The organism is Salinibacterium sp. ZJ450, assembly GCF_011751885.2.
Taxonomy (GTDB): domain Bacteria; phylum Actinomycetota; class Actinomycetes; order Actinomycetales; family Microbacteriaceae; genus Ruicaihuangia.
In genome coordinates this window covers 2695740-2714952 of the sequence record NZ_CP061771.1, presented here as the reverse complement: position 1 = coordinate 2714952, position 19213 = coordinate 2695740, and the positions used below count along the sequence as shown (strand labels likewise).

Sequence of the window (19213 nt, the reverse complement as noted above, 5' to 3'; positions counted from 1 at the left end):
GACCATAGACGACTGGTCAACTATGCGCAATACTTGACCGGTCGTATACTCGATAGATGGGCAGGACGAGCATGGCACGAGAGCAGCTGATCGACGCGGCCCGCACCCTGATGCACGCGCGCGGATACGGCGCGATTGGGGTGGCGGAGATTTGTGAACGCGCCGACGTGCGCAAGGGGAGCTTCTACTATTTCTTCGATTCCAAGCAGGCACTGACCGTCGCGGCACTGCAATCGGCGTGGGCAGCGGAACGCGGTCGGTGGCTTGAGGCGCTTGGCGGCGGACCGGGCATCCGCGGTCTTGAGCACCTGGTCCAGCAGCAGATTGCGATTCAGCAGGATTGGCGTGAGTCGTCCGGGACGGTCATCGGCTGCCTCTACGGAAACCTCGCGCTCGAGGCGGGCGCCGACGAGCCTGAGCTGCGTGAATTCCTTCGGGAACTGTTCGAAGACCAGACCGAACTCATCCGTGCCGTGCTAGACGCGGCCGCCGCCGAAGGCGTCATCCCCGGTGAACGCGCGAGCGCGGCGAGTGCGCGCGCCATCCTCGCACAACTGGAAGGAGCGGTGATGTTCGCGAAGTTGTACGACGATCCGTCCGAGCTCGATAACCTCTGGCAACAGATTCGTGCACTTCTCGGCACCTTTCCACAGCCGCCGGTCAACTGACACGAAGCGAGATCATCTCGCCGATTGAGCCGCGAGCGCGCGCATTTCGTCAAGTGTGCCGGCAAAGACGTTCATGTCGATGTATTGCTCGTCCCCGTTGTAACCGCGGAGACGATCGCGGTGAGAGTACTGCCAGATGGTCCAGTCGCGCTCGTCCGACAACCTCGGCGGGAGCGCAACCGACCGAATCCAGATCGGGTTGTCTGGGTAGTCGTCGCGGACGTAACGGTCGTACGCGTCTGGCGTCGCATAGATGATGGGCGGCGTGCCGTAGTGGTCTTCAAGCGCGGCGAGCAGCGGGTCGAGGATGTTCCGAACATGCGTGCGCGTCGGAGGGTTGTCGAAGAAGTCGCCATAGAACTCGAGGTCGACGGTCACGGGCAGTGAGCCGGGGGCATCCGGCACCGTGTCGATCACGTTTTGAGCCTGAGTGGCGCCTTCACTCTCGAAGCTAATGAAATGGTAGGCGCCGACCAACAGGTCGGTTTCGTGTGCATCGGACCAGTTCTTCGCGAATCGCGAGTCCTGGGCGCCGGATCCCTCCGTCGCCTTGATGATGGCGAAGTCGATGTCTTCTGAGCTGAGCACGGTCCAGTCGATCGCACCCTGGTACGAGGACACGTCGATGCCGCGGGTGGTGTGGCTGCTTGCGAAGAGTCGGTTTGGCCACAGTAGCCCGGATCAGCGCTGCGCATGCTCCGAGGATGAGCAGCGTCACCGAAGCCGTGATGGCAGCGCCACGCCAGCTGATGCGGCGTCTGCGGGGCTTCGACGGGTCGGCGGTCACCAGCTAACCGTCTCACGGATGCCGTGCCCAGACCCCGGCATCGCTTCAGTTTGTTCGACGATGCGGCGGCGGTGGCGCGGCCTTCTGCAAGTCTTCCTCGGTGATGGTCACTGGCAACGGAGGCTCGCTAGTCATGTTCAACGCCGGCAGCGCCGCGTATAGGGCGTGCAGGCCTAGTCCCGCGTCGATGACCGCACGTGCGGGAACATTCACGTGAACCCGGGCGTATTCGCCGGGGTCGAGGACGAACGTGATCGGTTGCCCGCTCACATAGGCATACGAGTATCCACTTGGCATTCCAGTGGTGGCGCCTGCCTCAACCAGCACGCCGACCGTATGGAAGTGGTCCACAGGAGTTGGAATCCAACGCTCGGTGGACGTGTTGAGTACATCGATGAACACCTGATCCACGGGCACGTCAGCAGCTGCCTGCGGCCACCGCAACTGCAGGCCGGCGCTACGTTCTGCCTTGGACGGATGCCGCGCAATCGGGCCATGGAAGGTGAAGTTCCAGCGGCCGCCACGCTCGATCAATTGCCCCAGGAACCACTGACCGTCCTCGGTTGGAGCACCAACCACGATCAGCTCCTCGCGCAACTGCTCGCGGTTTAGCGAGGTGGGCAGGACCCGCCACCCAAGTGTTGGTGCACCGAAGGCCGCAACGTCAGGCGGCATGTCGACTCGCCGTGGTTCCAGAAAGCTCGCCAAGGGAGCCCCGCGGCCATCCAATGCCACGATCGGAATCTCGAAGACGCCCAGTTGCGCCAAACGCTTATCGCTCACAAACCCCACCGTCCCACATCGAGCCGGGCCTGCGCAGGATGGCTGGCGAACCGTCGGTCAGCCGACGGCCGAACCGGTTCCCCACAGCGGGTGGGTCGCCATCACAACCGCGATGAGCGCGAGAGAGACGGCGACAAGCACAGCTTCCGAACGGGACACCGGCCGCCGAGAAAGCCGCCGCAGGCCAAGCAGAACGGCATATCCTCCGCCGATGATCGCGGCCCACGCGAGAAGCACCCAGCCCAGCAGCCAGGTTACGACGAACACGCCCTCCGCGGCGTCGCTGAGGAACCCGACTGCATCGCCTACAGCGAAGGAAACAGCGGCGCCGGTCGCCAGCGCGATCGCGGAAACCGGTACCGCCACCGACGCACGCGTCTGAAGTCGCTCCATGCGGCAAACCTAATGCCAGTAGGTGAGGTATTACAACGAAAAGGTTTCAGTCGCCCTGCGACGCGCCGCCATCCACGCCGCGACGATCATCGCTACCCCCGCCGCGGCGGGCGACGCGGCGAAGACGGTCTCGCTCCACGGGGCCGTGTCGTGCGACGAGCCGCCAATGATGGGCGCGATTACGTAGGTGGCTCCGATCCAACCCAGCGGCCAAGTAGAGCCGATCAGGAACACGCATGCGATCGCCGGGGCCGCCCGCGAAATCCGCCCCCACAGCACGCTGAGGCCAATCAGCCCGATGAGCCCAACCCAGCCCAGCGCCCAAAAGTGTCGCAGCGGAGAAGGAGCACCAGCGAGCCCTGAGATGAGGGCATGCACTCCAAAGATCCCGAACGAGCCGGCGACGAGGATGGCGAGCACGATCCCGACGCCGACTGCCACGCCGCGACGTGCGGCGGTACGCGCCACAACCGACACGCTGAGCGGCATCACTAACACACCGAGCGCGAGGAGCAGAGTGCCCGCGCCAAAGAGCTCAGCAGCGGTCCCGATGGGCTCCCAAGGAGGCCACGGCAGGGAGTAATCAAAGACATGGTCTTCTACCGAGAGTTCGTCGTCCGTCCGTGAGCCCCGGAAGACGACCCACCGCTGGAGCGAAGCCATCACTTGCAGCACCGCTGAGCCGAGAAACAGAGCGGCCGCGATGAGCGATCCAGTGATCGAAACCCAGCGGAAGCGAACGGTCCGCGTACGGTGATCGGTAACCTCGATGGCCGACATGCGCTCACCTTAGCGGGCGGCGCCCGGATCATTCCACTGGCAACCTGAACCCGCGATGCGACCCCGCGCAACCCAGCGACGGGAAGAGTCAGCGCGCTACTCGCCGAGCACTCGCAGATGCTCACGGTATTGGTCGGCATCCAGCTCACCGCGTGCGAACCGTTCATCGAGGATTCGCCGTGCCGGGCTTCGCTCGCCAACCCCGGACTGTTCGCCGGGCAGGCGCGGGGTTGACGCCATCTGGGGCGTCATCCGGCCAGTGATGGCGAGAATAGCCACGACCACGAGCACAATCCGAACATCATGCGAGCACTTCCCCTCGGATTCAGGCTCAGAGTACGCCGCGGCGTCGGCCGACACCAGCCGCGAATGGGCTAAGCGGAGGCGTACGCTTCCTCGATCGTCGCGATGTCGAGCTTTCTCATCGTCAGGTAGGCGGCCGTCGCGGCCTCGACCTTCTTCTGGTCGGGGTCGGCCATGATCTCGCCCAGCCGCCTCGGAACGACCTGCCAGGACAGGCCGAAGCGGTCCTTCAGCCAGCCACACATCGACTCCTCGCCGCCGTTCTCCGTGAGCTTCGACCAGTAGTAGTCGACTTCCTCCTGGTCTTCGCAGGGGATCTCGAACGACACGGACTCGTTGAACCTGAAGTCGGGGCCGCCATTGAGGGCCAGGAAGGGATTGCCATCGAGCTCGAACTCGACTGTCAAGACGGAGCCCGCGGGCTTGCCGGAGAACTCGGTTGCTGCCTCCGGGTACTTGGTGACGGAGGTGATTCTCGAGTTCTTAAAGATGGAGGTGTACAGCTTCGCTGCGTCTTCTGCTGCGTTGTCGAACCACAGGTTAGGGACGATCTTCATGATGCCGCCTTTCGTTGAGTAGTTCAGCAGTAATCCAGTAGTCCACACGAAGCTCAGTGCGCTGTCCAGCGCTCGAACGCTGCAGAAGAAAAGGGGACCGCGCATTTCTGCGCAGTCCCAGCCTGTTTGCTCTGGATGTCGCTAAAACTCAGTCCTCCTCGCAGTGATCGTCGTACCAGTGCTCAAGGAACCGCCACGTGTCGCTAGACCAACGGTCGTTGGAGTCATGGTGGTTGCGGTCGTTGTCGAAGTAACGGTCGAGGAAGTTACACAGCGCTTCGGTGCGCCGGTCGCTTCTGCGGTCGTGGTCACGACTGCGGTCGTGGTCACGACGGTCGTGGTCGCGGCGGTCATTGTTGCGGCCGTCGTGGTCGCGGTGTGGATCGTTGTTGGTCGCCACCGATTGTGAAACCGTTCCGGCAGCCTGCGCCGGAATCGCAACGGCGAGAGATCCGCCGGCCAATGCGAACGCCACGACCGAGCTGCTCAGCCATTTCGTAGCCGTCTTGTTCAATTTCAACTCCTTCGGGTAAGGGACGACGGTCTGCCGCCCACGTTCCACGCTAAGGACCACTGCATGAGATCAAGATGAGACGCCGCAGCCGCAATCACCGCATGTGGTGATGCGCAGTCATCACATTCGCTTCTACCGTGCGATCAATCAATCCACGGAGGAGAACAAGATGACCGCCACACTGAAGTCCCTGCCCACAGAACGAGTCCGGATGGATTCGCTGCGCAAGACCGCGCTCGTCGCGGGCGTGCTCTACCTGATCACCTTCGTATCCATCCCGACGCTCGCGCTCTACGGCGAGGTGCGAAACGACCCCAACTTCATCGCCGGCGCCGGACCGGACACGCCAATCATCCTGGGGGGTGTGCTCGAGGTCATCGTCGCCCTCGCCTGCATCGGCACTGGCGTCGCGCTCTACCAGGTGGTCAAGCGGCAGAACGAGGGCATCGCGCTCGGCTTCGTCGGGGCACGGATTCTGGAGGCTGCCGCGATCTTCGCGGGAGTCGTCAGCCTGCTGGCCATCGTGACCGTGCGACAGGGCGGTTGGGGAGAAGACGCGGTGATCACCGGACAGGCCCTGCTGGCCCTGCACACCTGGACCACCCTGCTCGGGCAGGGCTTCCTGCCGGCCGTGAACGCCCTGCTCCTGGGCTGGCTGCTGTACAAGGCCCGTCTGGTGCCGCGAGTCCTGCCGCTGATCGGATTCATCGGCGCACCCCTGCTCGTGGCATCCGTCGCCGGGTCGCTCTTCGGCCTGTGGGCACCGCTGAACCCGATCGGCGGAATCGGCGCCCTGCTGCTCGCGGTCTGGGAGTTCTCGCTCGGTGTCTGGCTGGTGGTGAAGGGGTTCAAGCCGTCACCTGTCACCGGAAGGTGAACTCGTGGTTATCGAGCCAGCTCCAGCGGTCGATCGGCCACGTGATCAGGATGGCGCGACCGACGACGTTCTCGTACGGCACAAAACCGCCGCCCGGCTTGTCGGTGTGGAAGCGCGAGTCGGCGGAGGCATAGCGGTTGTCGCCGAGCACCCACAGCGAGTCCTGCGGTACCGTCACTGCGAAGTCCGTCTCGGAGACGCGACCGGTGCCCGACCGCACCACCACGTACGGCTCGTCCACCGGGTTGCCATTGATTGTCAGTTCACCGAACTCGTTACAGCAGGCAACCACGTCGCCCGGCAGCCCGATCGCCCGCTTGATGAGGTGATCGTTGCTGTCGGGTGCGGAGAGCCCGACGAACGAGAAGAACCAGTCGAATGCCGCGATCACGGGGTTCTGCGGTTCGGGTGGCCGCGGATCCAGCCATCCGCCCGGGTCCTTGAACACGACCACGTCGCCGCGCTGGACCGGTGTCAGGTCGGGGGTGAGCTGGTTCACGATGACGCGGTCGTCCCGGTGCAGCGTGTCCATCATCGACTCGGATGGGATATAGAAGGACCGGACGAGGAAGGTCTTGACGAGGAACGAGATGAGGATCGCGGCCAGGAGGATGACCAGCACGTCGCGAACGAAGACCTTGACGCTCTTGCCCTGAGATTGTCGTTCCGCGACAACCGACGCGACACGGGTCGGTTGTGCGTCGTCCATTCAGCCCCCGAGCTCGTTGCCACCGTAAGCGGATACTAGCAACTGATGAGCGATCTTCACTCGCCCGGGCGGGTGAACTCTAGGAGAACGTCAGGCCGGGTCGAGCAGCGAGGCAAGGCTGGGGACCGGGATGGATGGCATGTACTCGTTCCAGCCCAGGAAGAACGCGAAGACGCTGTGGATGAGGGGCGCGGACAGCGCGCTCAGCACCAGATAGCCGAGTGTTCTCCACCGGCTCAGCCGGAACACGAGCGGCGGCAGTAGAACGGTCACGAGCGCGGGCACCGGGTAATAGATCCACCAGGGCAAGGCGAAGGTCGTGCCGGAGCAGCCCGAGAAACAGCGCCAACGACGCGACGACCATGGCGGGCAAGTGCCACTCGGTGCTGATGGCTGCTCCTTTGCGACATCCGTTTCACTGCGTTCGATCAGCTTATTGAGTCACCGTCAGATTCGAGTGCGCTCTCGAGGCCATTCAGGATGAGTCGGATGCCGAAGTCGAACTCGTTGCCGTAGGCGTACCCCGGCTGCAGCACCAGGGTCACCGCCATCTCGGCCAGGTTCGGGAAGTCCTCCATCATCCGCTGCTGTGACGCCATGATGTCTTCGGTGACCGCGCTGATGTCGCCGGTCTCATCGAACGGCAGGGATGCCTCCTGCAGGGCGAACCCGTGCACGTAGCTATCGAGCACGGACATGGCGTGGCCGCTCATCGCCATCGAGAAACCGGACTGGCGCAGGCATCCGATGACGGCATCGTGGTGTTTCAGGGTCGCCTGCGTGGTGCGCGAGTCCATCATGCTGATGGCCCACGGATGCCGCCCCAGCACGGTGCGCGCGGAGTCGGCGCGTTCCCGCATCGCCGTCTTCCACTCGGCGTCGACCGTCGGCAGCGTGATCTCGCCGACCACGGCCTCGATCATGCCGTCGAGCAGGTCGTCCTTGCTCTTCACGTGGTAGTAGAGCGACATGGCCTCGATGCCCAGCTCCCCGGCGAGCTTGCGCATGCTCAGAGACTCGATCCCTCCGGCATCCGCCAGTGTGATCGCCACGCGCACGGCCCGCTCACGCGTCACCGGAATCCGCGCGGTCGCCGTTGTCTTCACCCCTGCCACGATGCCTCCCGTCCGGCCCTGCTGCCGAGCCGCTCTCAGTACCTTACGCTGTACGAGAATTCTTGCGCCAGTCCTAGACAAGCCTTACGCCCTACGGTAGCGTCGTCCCCATCGACCTTACACCGTATGGTCGGGATGGGAACGAAGCCATGAAGAACTCGACAGCAGCAGCAGCAGCAGCTCCGGTCTGGTCCGCCGACCGCATGCCCAGCCTCACCGGCAAGACGATCATCGTCACCGGCGCCAGCAGCGGCATCGGCCTCGAGGCGGCGCGCGCGTTCGCGGCACGTGGCGCGCATGTCGTGATGGCGGTGCGCAATGAGGCCAAGGCACGGGATGTCGCGGCCACGGTCGCCGGATCCACCGAGGTGCGCCGCCTCGACCTCGCCGACCTGTCCTCGGTGCGCGCGTTCGCGGCGAACTGGAGCGGCGACATCCACGCGCTCATCAACAACGCCGGAATCCTGGTGCCGCCGCTCGGCCGCACCACCGACGGGTTCGAGCTGCAGTTCGGCACCAACCACCTGGGCCACTTCGCCCTGACGAACCTGCTGCTGCCGCAGATCAGCGGCCGAGTGGTCACCGTCGCGAGCAGCACGCATCGCTCCGCCCATATCGACTTCGACGACCTCAACTGGCGTACCCGGCCGTACCGCGGCGGCCAGGCCGCCTACGGGCAGTCCAAGCTGGCGAACCTGCTCTTCACCCTTGAGCTGCAGCGGCGCCTCGAGGCATCCGGTTCCGCCGTCATCGCCACGGCGGCGCATCCCGGCATGGCCACCACGAACCTCGGCTCGAGCATGCAGAGCCCGGTGCTCAAGGCGGTGGCGGCCGTCGCTCTCTGGCTATTCGCGCAGGATGCCGCAAGCGGCGCTGCGCCCACGCTGTTCGCCGCGACGGCGCCGATCGCCGGCGCGAGCTACGCCGGGCCCGCGAACCGTCACGAAATGGCCGGGCCGCCCGTGCTGGTCGGCCGCTCCGCCGCGGCATCCGATCTGGCGGTCGCCCGGCGGCTGTGGACCGTGTCAGAGGAGCTCACCGGCGTGCGCTACCCGCTCGCGCTGAGTGCTCAGCCGCGATCCGCCGTGCGGTAGCGCAGGTACACCACCCCGTTGCCGAACCGGCGTTCGTCGACCAGGTCCAGGTCCAGCCGCACGTCGTCGGGCAGGAAACGCTTGCCGCCGCCGACCACCGCGGGAGAGATGAACAGGTGGTATTCGTCGACCAGGCCCGCTCGGATGGCGGGGGCGGCGAGGTCCGGACCGCCGACGGTGAGGTCGCGGTTGGCCGTCGAATTCAGCTGCCACACCTCGTCCACATTGAAGACCCGCTCGATGCGGGTCTTCGCGCTCGAGACCGAGTCGAGCGTGGTGGAGTAGACGACCTTATCTGCGGCCCGCCAGATGCTGGCGAAGTCCTGAATGACGGATGTCGCGCCGTCCACCATCTGCGGAGACTCCCACGCCACCATCACCTCGTAGAGCCGACGGCCATAGAGATAAGTACCCACCGGCCGTTGCAGGTCATTGACGAAGCGGTGCACCTCGTCATCGGGTTCACCCCAGTCGAAGCGTCCCGCGGTGTCGGCGATGTACCCGTCGAGGGAGAGAATGCTTGAGTAGATCAGGTTGGCCATTGTCGCTCCATCACGATATTTCACCCGATCGGCGTCGTGATCGCCAGTAGGCTCCTACCCGAATTCGGGTTAACCCCACCCGGCATTCGTATGGTCACCGGGTGCCCGCCTGACACCGCGCCCGCGAAGCTGGTTGCGGCGGCGAATACCGCCACCCACCACCTTCGGAAGGAAAGAATCAATGACCGCAGCAACCGTGACGCGTGAGCGTGTGAGCGAGCGGACCGGTCTGCGCGCCGGCTGGCGCTCGGTGCCCCGCGAGCTGGGATTCTTGCTGTCCACCCTCCCGATCGTTGTGGTCGGCTTCTCGGTGTTGATCACCCTATTCGCGACCGGCGTCGGCACGGCCATCATCTACATCGGCGTCTTCATCCTGATCGCAACGCTGTATGCCGCCCGCGCCTTCGGCACCCTCGAGCTCGTGCGTCTGCAGGCGGCTGGCATGCCCGAGATCGAGCGCCCGAGATGGGAAGCCGCCACGCCGAGGACCGGGTTGTCTCGGGTTCTCGCCCCGCTCGCCGACGGTCGTTCCTGGATTTACCTGCTGCACGGCACGGTGGTGAACTTCACGATCGGTGTCGCAAGCTGGACCCGGACACGGTATCGCGGGCATTGAAGAGCGCGTGCGCGGCCTCGGTGGTGTGCTCGAGCTGTCGAGCCCGGCCGGGGACCGACGGTCGCCACGGTGCGCCTCCCGATCACCAATTAGAAGCTGAGTCTGCCTCTAGAGTGGTGGGGTGGGTTCTCTTCGGGTCGTTGTCGCAGATGATTCGGTGCTCCTTCGCGAGGGCCTGGTTCGGGTGCTCGGCGAAGCGGGTGTCGACGTCGTCGCGGCGTTCGGCGACGGCGACGAGCTGATCGCAAGCCTGCCGGAGCTGCAGCCGGATCTCGCCGTGCTGGACGTGCGGATGCCTCCGACCTTCCGTGATGAGGGAGTGCGGGCGGCGATCCGGGCCCGCGAACTGCAACCGGAACTTGGCATCCTGCTGCTGTCGCAATACGTTGAGGTGGCGTACGCGAGTGAGCTGCTGGCCTCCGGCAGCGGCGGCATCGGCTACCTGCTGAAGGACCGCGTGGCGAGCCTGGCCGCGCTGCAGGATGCCGTGCAGCGCATCGCCGGCGGTGGCACGGTGCTCGACCCGGAGGTCGTCACCCAACTGCTCGGCCGCCGGCACGACCCGCTCGAGAGCCTCACCCCGCGTGAGCGTGAGGTGATCAGCCTGATGACCGAGGGCCGCACCAACGCGGCCATCGCCGCCACGCTGTTCATCGGCACCGGTGCGGTCGAGAAGAACATCAGCTCGATCTTCCAGAAGCTCGGCCTCGAGGACTCCGGCAGCGACCACCGTCGTGTGCTGGCGGTGCTCGCCTGGCTGCAGCGTTGATCCTGAACACGAACGAGGAGAACTTGGTTTCATCACGCACCATCGGCGCGATTTTTCTGGCGGCTGGTCTGATGGTGTCGGCCGTCGCCTGCGCGCCGATCAGCGCGAATGGCACAGACGACCGGCCGGTCGAATTCACCGAGGAGGCGCCCGCGGCGCCGGACATCGTCACCGCGCCCGACGAACAGCCGTCGATCGTGGCGGACGGGTCGGCCACCGGAACGCTTGCGGTCGACGTGCTCGCCAGCCTGCCGGTCAAGGGCAAGGCGCCGCAGACCGGTTACGACCGCGAGGGGCAGTTCGGCAGCGCCTGGCTCGACGTCGACCGCAACGGCTGCGACACCCGCAACGACATGCTGGCCCGCGACCTGACGAACATCGAGCGCGAGGGGCCGTGCAAGGTGATGAGCGGCGACCTGGACTCGCCATACTCCGGCGAGCCCGTCGACTTCGTGCGCGGCAACACCACTTCCACACTCGTGCAGATCGACCACGTGGTCGCCCTCGCGAACGGCTGGCAGACCGGGGCGCAGCAGCTGAGCGCCGCGCAACGGCTCAGCTTCGCGAACGACCCGATGAACCTGCTGGCGGTCGACGGCTTCTCCAACCAGCAGAAGGGCGCAGGCGACGCGGCCACCTGGCTGCCGGCATCCAAACCGTTCCGCTGCGAATACGTCGCCAGACAGGTGTCGGTGAAGGCCACCTACGGACTCTGGGTTACCCAGGCCGAATACGACGCGATCGCGAGAGTGCTCGCGTCCTGCCCGCAGCAGCCCGCCTTCGCGTCGGCGTTCGCCGCACCGCCTGACCCGGCAGCGGCGCAGCCCGCGCCGGCTCCGGCTCCGGTGCCCGCTCCGGCGGCCGCCCAGCAGGAGTATGCCAACTGCACTGCGGTGCGCGCGGCCGGCGCAGCGCCGATTCACGCGGCCGACCCGGGCTACGGGCTGCATCTCGACCGCGATGGAGACGGCACCGGCTGCGAGTAACGTCAGGCGCTACGAGTAACGTCAGGCGCTACTGTGGTCGCAACAGCACGCCAGGTAACGGAGCCGCAATGACGCATAAGACACCGGATGTCGCCGGCTACCGCCTGGCCGCAACCGTGGTTCTGCTGCGGGATGCCGCGCACGGGCCCGAGGTGCTCATGCTGGAGCGGCCCCACGACCGGGGCAGCTTCGCCGGCAACTGGGTCTTCCCCGGCGGAACCGTCGATCCGGAAGACGAGCTGCCCCACGACGCTAACGCCGCCGACCCGGACTCTGGTGACCCGGAGGAGTCGGCCGCGCGGCGCGCAGCCGTGCGCGAGGTGCGCGAGGAGACCGCCCTCGAGCTTCGGCCCGACAATCTGGTGCCGACGGCGCGATGGACTCCGCCGAGTTCGACGCCGGTCCGGTTCCGCACTTGGTTCTACGTCGCCGAGGCGCCGGCGGGGGAGCTGCGGCTCTCCGCCCAGGAGGCGGTCGACGCGGGATGGTTCACCCCCGCCGCGGCGCTGGAACGGCACGCCGCCGGCATCCTGAATCTGGTTCCGCCCACCTGGGTGACGCTGCACCGCCTGATCGGCCACGACTCGGTGCTGGCTGTGCTGACCGCAGCGCGGCGGGCACCGCTACAGCAGCACCACACCCGTCGGGTCAGCACGGCACGCGGCGACGTGCTGCTGTGGGAGCCGGATGTCGCATACCTCGACGACACGCTGATCGACACGGCCGGGGCCCGGCACCGACTCGAACTCGGAACGCTGCCTTGGGTCTACACCCGGTCCGCGGGGTAGCGAGCGCCGGTAGCCAGCGCCGAGCACACACCACCTCTGAATGTCGTGGGCTCGCGATAGAGTTATGCCGCTCGAATCAGAGCACCACCCAGCATTTTTCGCGCATCCTGTGTGCGCCATTCCGGTTCGCCGAACAAAAGGAAACCCCCCTTTGGCCCTCCTGACACTGAGCCTGCGATACGCCAAGCCTTACAAGGCCTGGATCGCAAGCGTCGTCATCCTGCAGCTCATCTCCACGGTGGCGGCGCTCTACCTGCCGAGCCTGAACGCCCAGATCATCGATGAGGGCGTGTCGCGCGGCGACACCGACTTCATCTGGAACACCGGCATGACCATGCTGCTGGTGTGCCTGGTGCAGGCGGCATCCGCCATCGCAGGCGTCTACTTCGGCGCCCGCACCGCGATGGCGGTCGGCCGCGACCTGCGCCGTGACGTCTACCGCAAGGTGGACACGCTGAGCGGCCTGGAGATCGGCAAGTTCGGTGCGGCCACGCTGATCACCCGCGGCACCAACGACGTGCAGCAGGTGCAGATGCTGGTGCTGATGACCCTCAACTTCATGGTGTCGACCCCGATCATGTGCATCGGCGGCATCATCATGGCGCTGCGTGAAGACGCCGGGCTGTCCTGGCTGGTCTGGGTGTCGGTGCCGGTGCTGTTCGTGATCGTCGGCTTCCTGGTCTACCTGCTGCTGCCGCTGTTCCGGCTGATGCAGGACCGCATCGACGGCATCAACAGCGTGCTGCGCGAGCAGATCACCGGCATCCGCGTGGTGCGCGCCTTCGTGCGTGAGCCGTTCGAGTCTGAGCGCTACAGTCGCGCCAACCAGGCCATCACCACGGTGTCGGTGAAGGTCGGCAACATCTTCGTGCTGATGTTCCCGGTGATCATGATGATCCTGCACCTCGCGACGGCTGCTGTTCTGTGGTTCGGCGGCTTCCGGGTGGAGGCCGGCGAGATGCAGGTCGGCTCGTTGACCGCGTTCCTGCAGTACCTGCTGCAGATCCTGATGGCCGTGATGATGGGCGTCTTCATGGTGATGATGATTCCGCGCGCCGTGGTGTGCGCCGAGCGCATCGTCGAGGTACTCGGCACCGAGACCAGCCAGACCATTCCGCGCGACGCCCACGTGAGCGTCCCGACTCGCGGCGTGGTGCAGTTCGGCGACGTGACCTTCGGCTACCCGGGCGCTGAGCGGCCGGTTCTTGACGCGCTGTCGTTCACCGCCGAGCCGGGCAAGACCACGGCGATCGTCGGATCGACCGGGTCAGGCAAGAGCACCCTGGTCAACCTGATCCCGCGGCTGTTCGATGCCCAGCAGGGCAGCGTGACCATCGACGGCGTTTCCGTCACCGAACTCACCCGCGAACAGCTCGCCCGGGTGGTGGGCATCGTGCCGCAGAAGCCGTACCTCTTCTCCGGCACCATCGCCTCGAACCTGCGGTTCGGCAACGCCGACGCCACCGACGACGAGCTGTGGGATGCGCTGCGCGTTGCCCAGGGCGAGGACTTCGTGCGGGAGATGCCCAAGCAGCTCGACGAGCGGATCGCCCAGGGCGGGTCCAACGTCTCCGGCGGGCAGCGTCAGCGCCTGTGCATCGCCCGTGCGCTGCTCGCGAAGCCGCGCGTGTACCTGTTCGATGACTCGTTCTCGGCGCTCGACGTGGCCACCGATGCGCGTCTGCGCGCGGCCCTCGGCGGCGCGATTCAGGATGCCACGGTGATCATCGTGGCGCAGCGGGTGTCGACCATCACCGACGCCGACCAGATCATCGTGCTCGACGGCGGCAAGGTTGTCGGCCGTGGCACGCATGAGGAACTGCTGGCAGGCAGCGAGACGTATCAAGAAATTGTCGAATCCCAGTTGAGCGTGGAGGCGGCATAACCATGGCCAAGCGAACCAAGAACACGGCCCCCGCGGCATCCGCGGCATCCGCCGCATCCGCCACTCCGACCGGCGACGAGTCGGAGTACGAATACACGCCCACCGAAGCCGACGGCGACATGTTCGGCGGCACGCCGGCGAAGAAGGCGCAGCACTTCTGGCCGTCGGCCAAGCGGCTGTTCGGGCTGCTGAGCCCGGAACGCGGTCGCATGCTGGTGGTCGTGGCGCTGGTGGTGGTCTCGGTGGTGCTCACCGTGCTCGCCCCGAAGATTCTCGGCCAGGCGATGGACGCCATCTTCAACGGCGTGATCGGCTCCCAGCTGCCGGCGGGCGTGCCGCTCGACCAGGTGATCGCTGACGCGCGTGCGGCAGGGAACGACGACTTCGCCAACTTCCTGCAGGGCACCGCGGTGGTGCCAGGCCAGGGCATCGACTTCGTGGTGCTCGGCCGACTGATCCTCATCGTGCTCGGCATGTACACGATCGCGTCGGTGCTGATGTGGGCGCAGGGCTACATCCTCAACGGCCTGGTGATGCGCGTGGTGTACACGCTGCGCCAGGACATCGAGGTCAAGCTCAACCGCCTGCCGCTTAGCTACTTCGACACCCGACAGCGCGGCGACCTGATGTCGCGAGTCACCAACGACGTCGACAACATCCAGGCGGCGCTGCAGCAGGCGTTCTCGCAGCTGGTGCAGTCGCTGCTGACCGTGATCGGCATCGCCGCGATGATGTTCATCGTGTCGTGGCAGCTGGCGCTGATCGCGCTGATCTCCCTGCCGCTGTCGGCCATCATCGCCGGCGTGATCGGCGTGCGCTCGCAGAAGCTGTTCGCCGCCCAGTGGAAGAACACCGGTGCGCTGAACGGGCACATCGAGGAGTCCTTCGCCGGGCAGGAGATCGTGCGCGTGTTCGGCCGCGACCGCGAGATGCTCGAGGAGTTCGACAAGCGCAACGATGCCCTGTTCAAGGCCTCGTTCGGCGCGCAGTTCGTGTCGGGCATGATCATGCCCGCCATGATGTTCGTGTCCTACCTGTCGTACGTGCTGATCGCCGTCGTCGGTGGGTTGCGCGTGGCATCCGGGCAGATGACGCTCGGTGACGCGACCGCGTTCATTCAGTACTCCCGCGAGTTCTCACAGCCGATCGGTCAGATGGCGGGCATGGCCAACATGCTGCAGTCCGGCGTCGCCTCGGCGGAGCGCACCTTCGAGCTGCTGGACGCCGACGAGCAGGACCCGGAGACCGCCACCGAACACCTGCCGGAGCGCACCGACGGCCGCGTCGAGTTCGAGAACGTGTCGTTCTCGTACAGCCCCGACAAGCCGCTGATCGAAGAGCTCTCCTTCCAGGCCGAGCCCGGGCACACCGTCGCCATCGTCGGACCGACCGGGGCCGGCAAGACCACCCTGGTCAACCTGGTGATGCGGTTCTACGAGCTGACCGGCGGGCGCATCCTGCTCGACGGTGTCGACATCACGCACCTGTCGCGCAGCGAGCTGCGGTCGCAGGTGGGCATGGTGCTGCAGGACGCCTGGCTATTCGGCGGCACGATCCGCGAGAACATCCGCTACGGCCAGCTGGACGCCACCGACGAGCAGGTGGTCGCCGCCGCGGAGGCCACCATGGTGGACCGCTTCGTGCGGCAGCTGCCCGACGGCTACGACACGGTGCTCGACTCCGACGGCGGCAGCGTCTCCGCCGGCGAGCGCCAGCTGATCACCATCGCCCGGGCGTTCCTGGCGAACCCGTCGCTGCTCATCCTCGACGAGGCGACATCGTCGGTGGACACCCGAACCGAGCTGCTGGTACAGCACGCCATGGCGGCGTTGCGCACCGACCGCACCTCGTTCGTGATCGCCCACCGCCTGTCCACCATCCGCGATGCTGACACCATCCTGGTGATGGAGGCCGGGCGGATCGTCGAGCAGGGCAACCACGAGACCCTCCTGGCGCGGCGCGGGGCGTACTACTCGCTCTACATGTCGCAGTTCATGGGTGGCGAAGAAGACGCGGAGCAGGTGGTGGAGCCGGCGGTCGCCGAGTAGCCGCGTCGCGGGCAAGTTCTGGGCCCCGCGAAGTTGAGCGGGCAACTCCGTCGGTAAGCCCCCGAGTCCCGCGCCTCTCAGTTGCTGTCGCGTCTGAACAATAGCCAGCGCGTGCGACTGCGGGCAGCGGGCGTCTCCCGTCCGCGCGCGGCTGCAACTGCGGCCCGCGCGCGCGGGCCGAAGTTGCGGCGGCGGGGGCATCCCCGCGTCGCGGACGCGCAAATGTTGACGGTTCCGTGACCGGGGACGGTCGGCCAGCGGGAGGGGTGCGCGCTAGGCTCGCGAGTGCAAGAGTGATTCCGTGCGACATTGCAGTCGCCACACGTGAAGGATTGAAGATGCGTACAAAATCTGGACTTGTGGCCGTTATGGCCGTAATCGCCTTGACCCTCGCGGGCTGCGCCAACACCACCCCGACCGAGGAACCGGCCGGCTCACCGGGTGCCGGAGTCGACGTCGAGGTGGATCAGGCCGCTGCGGATCTGCTTCCCGCCGATATCGCCGATGCTGGCAAGCTGGTCATTGGCATCGACCCGAATTATGCGCCGAACGAGTACAAGGACGATGCCGGAAACCCGATTGGCTGGGCGGTCGAGCTGACCAACGCCATGGCAGCGAAGCTGGGCGTCACCACCGACTACCGCCCCTCCGGCTTTGACAAGATCATCCCGAGCATCACCGGCGGCAGCTACGACGTGGGCATGTCGTCGTTCACCGACAACGAAGAGCGCGAGAAGGTCGTCGACTTCGTGAACTACTACGAGGCCGGCATCCAGTGGGCGCAGCAGATCGGCAAGAGCGTCGACCCGGCGAACGCCTGTGGTCTCACCGTGTCAGTGCAGGCCACGACCTACGAGGAGACCGAGGAGTTGCCGGCGAAGTCCGAGGAGTGCGTCGCGGCAGGCAAAGAGCCGATCAACATTCTGAAGTTCGAGACTCAGGATGAGGCCACCAACGCGCTGGCACTCGGTCGCTCCGACGCGATGAGCGCCGACTCACCGATCACCCAGTACGCGGTGTCCCAGGTGGACGACAAGATCGAGCTCGCCGGTGAGGCATTCGATGTGGCCCCGTACGGCATGGCCGTCGACAAGGGCTCACCGTTGGCTGAGGCGCTGCAGGCGGCCCTGCAGTCGCTGGTCGACGATGGCACCTACCAGCAGATCCTCGACGAGTGGGGCGTCGCCGACGGCGGCATCGACGAGATCACGATCAACGCCGCCACGGCGGGCTAACGGTCATGGAGGAGCAAACGCAGCCGGAGGCCATCAAGGCCATCAGGCTGCGTCATCCCTGGCGGAACGTCTTCGCGGTCATCCTCGTCCTCGGGCTGTTGCTGTTCATCCTCGACGCGGCGTCGCGCGAGGCGTACGGCTGGGCGACCTTCGCGGAGTTCCTGTTCGATCCCCGGATCATCCAGGCGGCGCTCAACACGCTGCTGCTGACGATCTACTCGATGGTGATCGCCATCGTGCTCGGCGTCATCCTCGCGGTGATGCGGTTGTCTGACAACCCCGTGGTGAAGTACGTCGCATGGCTGTACCTCTGGGTGTTCCGCGGCACCCCTGTGTACGTGCAGCTGGTCTTCTGGGGTCTGGTCGCCACCATTTACAGCACGATCGACATCGGAATCCCCTTCACAGCACCATGGGTGTCGTTCGAGACCTCCGAGACGATCCCCGTGTTCTGGCTGGCGGTCATCGGGCTGGCGTTGAACGAGGCGGCGTACATGGCGGAGATCGTGCGCGCCGGCATCCTGTCGGTCGACACTGGCCAGAACGAGGCCGCAACCGCGCTCGGAATGTCGTGGCTGCAGACCATGCGACGTGTGGTGATCCCGCAGGCGATGCGCATCATCATCCCGCCCACCGGCAACGAGGTGATCTCGATGCTGAAGACCACGTCGCTGGTGGCGGCGATCCCGTTCAGTTTCGACCTGTACGGACGCTCGCGGGACATCTCCGCCGCGATCTTCGACCCGATCCCGCTGCTGCTGGTGGCATCCGCCTGGTACCTGTTCTTCACCTCGATCCTGATGGTGGGCCAGTACTTCCTCGAGAAGCGGTTCTCGCGCGGGGTCGGGCAGGAGCGACAAGACAAGAAGGCGGCGCCGACCGTGACGACCGGACCGATCGCGCCCATCGGTGAGAACCCGGGAGGCAAGGGATGACCGACACACCCATGGTGCAGGCCGAGGCGGTTTCGAAGAGCTTCGGCACCAACCAGGTGCTCAAGGGCATCACTCTCACCGTGAACAAGGGCGAGGTGATGTGCATCATCGGTCCGTCGGGATCGGGCAAGTCGACGTTCCTGCGCTGCATCAACCACTTGGAGCGGGTGGATGCCGGTCGCCTGCGTGTCGACGGCGTGCTGGTCGGCTACGAAGAGCGCGGCGACAAGCTGTACGAGCTGAAACCGAAAGTCGCTGCCCGGCAGCGCCGCGACATCGGCATGGTGTTCCAGCGGTTCAATCTCTTCCCGCACATGACGGCGCTGGAGAATGTGATCGAGGCGCCGACCCAGGTGAAAAACGTGCACAAGGCAGTGGCGGTTGCCCGCGCACGTGAGCTGCTCGACCGGGTGGGACTCGCCGACAAGGCCGACTCGTATCCGGCTCACCTGAGCGGTGGTCAGCAGCAGCGCGTGGCGATCGCTCGCGCATTGGCCATGGACCCGAAGCTGATGCTCTTCGACGAGCCCACCTCTGCGCTCGACCCCGAGCTGGTCGGCGAAGTGCTCGACGTGATGCAGGGCCTCGCGAAGTCGGGCATGACGATGATCGTGGTCACACACGAGATCGGCTTCGCCCGGGAGGTCGCTGACTCGCTGGTGTTCATGGACGGCGGCTACGTGGTTGAGGCAGGCGACCCGCGCGAGATGCTGGCGAACCCGAAGCATCAGCGCACGCAGGCGTTCCTGTCGAAGGTGCTCTAAGAAGGTGCTCTAACCAGAGTCATCCGATCAGGATGATGACGCGTCGTCACGGCCCGCCCAAGAAT

The 19213-nt window shown here is 65.8% G+C and carries 23 protein-coding genes; 12 read left to right on the top strand and 11 right to left on the bottom strand.

The window, feature by feature from the left end:
• Nucleotides 1–56 precede the first annotated feature (56 nt).
• Nucleotides 57–668, top strand: coding sequence for a TetR/AcrR family transcriptional regulator (locus HCT51_RS13055; protein WP_166878697.1), 612 nt, complete (start codon nucleotides 57–59; stop codon nucleotides 666–668).
• 12 nt (nucleotides 669–680) lie between these two features.
• Here the strand turns inward: HCT51_RS13055 and HCT51_RS13050 are convergent, their stop codons facing one another.
• The 7 genes from HCT51_RS13050 to HCT51_RS13020 all read right to left on the bottom strand — a co-directional run bounded on the left by HCT51_RS13050 (nucleotide 681) and on the right by HCT51_RS13020 (nucleotide 4785).
• On the bottom strand, nucleotides 681–1289 hold the full coding sequence (locus HCT51_RS13050; protein WP_224760487.1) for a GH25 family lysozyme: 609 nt from the start codon (nucleotides 1287–1289) through the stop codon (nucleotides 681–683).
• 211 nt (nucleotides 1290–1500) lie between these two features.
• Nucleotides 1501–2238: a hypothetical protein gene (locus HCT51_RS13045; protein WP_166878694.1), complete on the bottom strand. Its 738-nt coding sequence runs from the start codon at nucleotides 2236–2238 to the stop codon at nucleotides 1501–1503.
• Between the two features lie 57 nt (nucleotides 2239–2295).
• Nucleotides 2296–2631, bottom strand: coding sequence for a hypothetical protein (locus tag HCT51_RS13040; protein ID WP_166878691.1), 336 nt, complete (start codon nucleotides 2629–2631; stop codon nucleotides 2296–2298).
• Nucleotides 2632–2661: 30 nt separating this feature from the next.
• A complete protein-coding gene (locus HCT51_RS13035; protein ID WP_166878689.1) occupies nucleotides 2662–3411 on the bottom strand; it encodes a hypothetical protein in 750 nt (249 codons plus the stop codon).
• Between the two features lie 96 nt (nucleotides 3412–3507).
• Nucleotides 3508–3690 (bottom strand): SHOCT domain-containing protein, encoded by a 183-nt coding sequence (locus HCT51_RS18765; RefSeq protein ID WP_224760486.1) that lies wholly within the window; start codon nucleotides 3688–3690, stop codon nucleotides 3508–3510.
• A 95-nt stretch (nucleotides 3691–3785) separates the two neighbouring features.
• Complete coding sequence (locus tag HCT51_RS13025) at nucleotides 3786–4271, bottom strand: VOC family protein (RefSeq protein ID WP_166878686.1); 486 nt, start codon at nucleotides 4269–4271, stop codon at nucleotides 3786–3788.
• 148 nt (nucleotides 4272–4419) lie between these two features.
• Nucleotides 4420–4785: a hypothetical protein gene (locus tag HCT51_RS13020; protein ID WP_166878683.1), complete on the bottom strand. Its 366-nt coding sequence runs from the start codon at nucleotides 4783–4785 to the stop codon at nucleotides 4420–4422.
• A gap of 169 nt (nucleotides 4786–4954) precedes the next feature.
• Between HCT51_RS13020 and HCT51_RS13015 the strand changes: the two genes are divergently transcribed.
• Nucleotides 4955–5662, top strand: coding sequence for a DUF4386 domain-containing protein (locus HCT51_RS13015; protein ID WP_208322550.1), 708 nt, complete (start codon nucleotides 4955–4957; stop codon nucleotides 5660–5662).
• Here HCT51_RS13015 and lepB read toward each other — a convergent pair.
• The 3 genes from lepB to HCT51_RS13000 form a co-directional block, all read right to left on the bottom strand.
• On the bottom strand, nucleotides 5649–6371 hold the full coding sequence (gene lepB / locus HCT51_RS13010) for a signal peptidase I (protein WP_166878680.1): 723 nt from the start codon (nucleotides 6369–6371) through the stop codon (nucleotides 5649–5651). The two genes, HCT51_RS13015 and lepB, sit on opposite strands and share 14 nt — an antisense overlap.
• 90 nt (nucleotides 6372–6461) lie before the next feature.
• On the bottom strand, nucleotides 6462–6680 hold the full coding sequence (locus HCT51_RS13005; protein ID WP_166878677.1) for a hypothetical protein: 219 nt from the start codon (nucleotides 6678–6680) through the stop codon (nucleotides 6462–6464).
• 119 nt (nucleotides 6681–6799) lie between these two features.
• Nucleotides 6800–7486 (bottom strand): TetR/AcrR family transcriptional regulator C-terminal domain-containing protein, encoded by a 687-nt coding sequence (locus HCT51_RS13000; protein WP_224760485.1) that lies wholly within the window; start codon nucleotides 7484–7486, stop codon nucleotides 6800–6802.
• A gap of 149 nt (nucleotides 7487–7635) precedes the next feature.
• Here HCT51_RS13000 and HCT51_RS12995 point away from each other — a divergent pair, with 149 nt between their 5' ends.
• Nucleotides 7636–8580, top strand: coding sequence for an oxidoreductase (locus tag HCT51_RS12995; RefSeq protein ID WP_166878674.1), 945 nt, complete (start codon nucleotides 7636–7638; stop codon nucleotides 8578–8580).
• On the opposite strand, the gene HCT51_RS12990 is transcribed toward HCT51_RS12995, so the two are convergent.
• On the bottom strand, nucleotides 8556–9122 hold the full coding sequence (locus tag HCT51_RS12990) for a dihydrofolate reductase family protein (RefSeq protein WP_166878671.1): 567 nt from the start codon (nucleotides 9120–9122) through the stop codon (nucleotides 8556–8558). The genes HCT51_RS12995 and HCT51_RS12990 overlap by 25 nt on opposite strands.
• Nucleotides 9123–9303: 181 nt before the next feature.
• Here HCT51_RS12990 and HCT51_RS12985 point away from each other — a divergent pair, with 181 nt between their 5' ends.
• From HCT51_RS12985 to HCT51_RS12945, 9 genes are all read left to right on the top strand, one after another.
• Nucleotides 9304–9738: a sensor domain-containing protein gene (locus HCT51_RS12985; RefSeq protein ID WP_166878668.1), complete on the top strand. Its 435-nt coding sequence runs from the start codon at nucleotides 9304–9306 to the stop codon at nucleotides 9736–9738.
• A 121-nt stretch (nucleotides 9739–9859) separates the two neighbouring features.
• On the top strand, nucleotides 9860–10507 hold the full coding sequence (locus HCT51_RS12980) for a response regulator transcription factor (RefSeq protein WP_166878665.1): 648 nt from the start codon (nucleotides 9860–9862) through the stop codon (nucleotides 10505–10507).
• Between the two features lie 23 nt (nucleotides 10508–10530).
• A complete protein-coding gene (locus HCT51_RS12975) occupies nucleotides 10531–11493 on the top strand; it encodes a GmrSD restriction endonuclease domain-containing protein (protein ID WP_370626830.1) in 963 nt (320 codons plus the stop codon).
• A gap of 68 nt (nucleotides 11494–11561) precedes the next feature.
• Nucleotides 11562–12281, top strand: coding sequence for an NUDIX hydrolase (locus tag HCT51_RS12970; RefSeq protein ID WP_166878662.1), 720 nt, complete (start codon nucleotides 11562–11564; stop codon nucleotides 12279–12281).
• A 151-nt stretch (nucleotides 12282–12432) separates the two neighbouring features.
• Nucleotides 12433–14166, top strand: coding sequence for an ABC transporter ATP-binding protein (locus tag HCT51_RS12965; protein ID WP_166878659.1), 1734 nt, complete (start codon nucleotides 12433–12435; stop codon nucleotides 14164–14166).
• Nucleotides 14167–14168: 2 nt separating this feature from the next.
• Nucleotides 14169–16214, top strand: a complete 2046-nt coding sequence (locus tag HCT51_RS12960) for an ABC transporter ATP-binding protein (protein ID WP_166878655.1) — start codon at nucleotides 14169–14171, stop codon at nucleotides 16212–16214.
• A gap of 338 nt (nucleotides 16215–16552) precedes the next feature.
• Nucleotides 16553–17449 carry an ABC transporter substrate-binding protein gene (locus tag HCT51_RS12955; protein ID WP_166878652.1) on the top strand — a complete coding sequence of 299 codons (897 nt, stop codon included), beginning with the start codon at nucleotides 16553–16555 and terminating at the stop codon, nucleotides 17447–17449.
• Nucleotides 17450–17454: 5 nt separating this feature from the next.
• Nucleotides 17455–18384: an amino acid ABC transporter permease gene (locus HCT51_RS12950; protein WP_166878648.1), complete on the top strand. Its 930-nt coding sequence runs from the start codon at nucleotides 17455–17457 to the stop codon at nucleotides 18382–18384.
• Nucleotides 18381–19148 (top strand): amino acid ABC transporter ATP-binding protein, encoded by a 768-nt coding sequence (locus HCT51_RS12945; protein ID WP_166878644.1) that lies wholly within the window; start codon nucleotides 18381–18383, stop codon nucleotides 19146–19148. Before HCT51_RS12950 ends, HCT51_RS12945 begins: the two co-directional genes overlap by 4 nt.
• The last annotated feature ends 65 nt before the right edge of the window (nucleotides 19149–19213 follow it).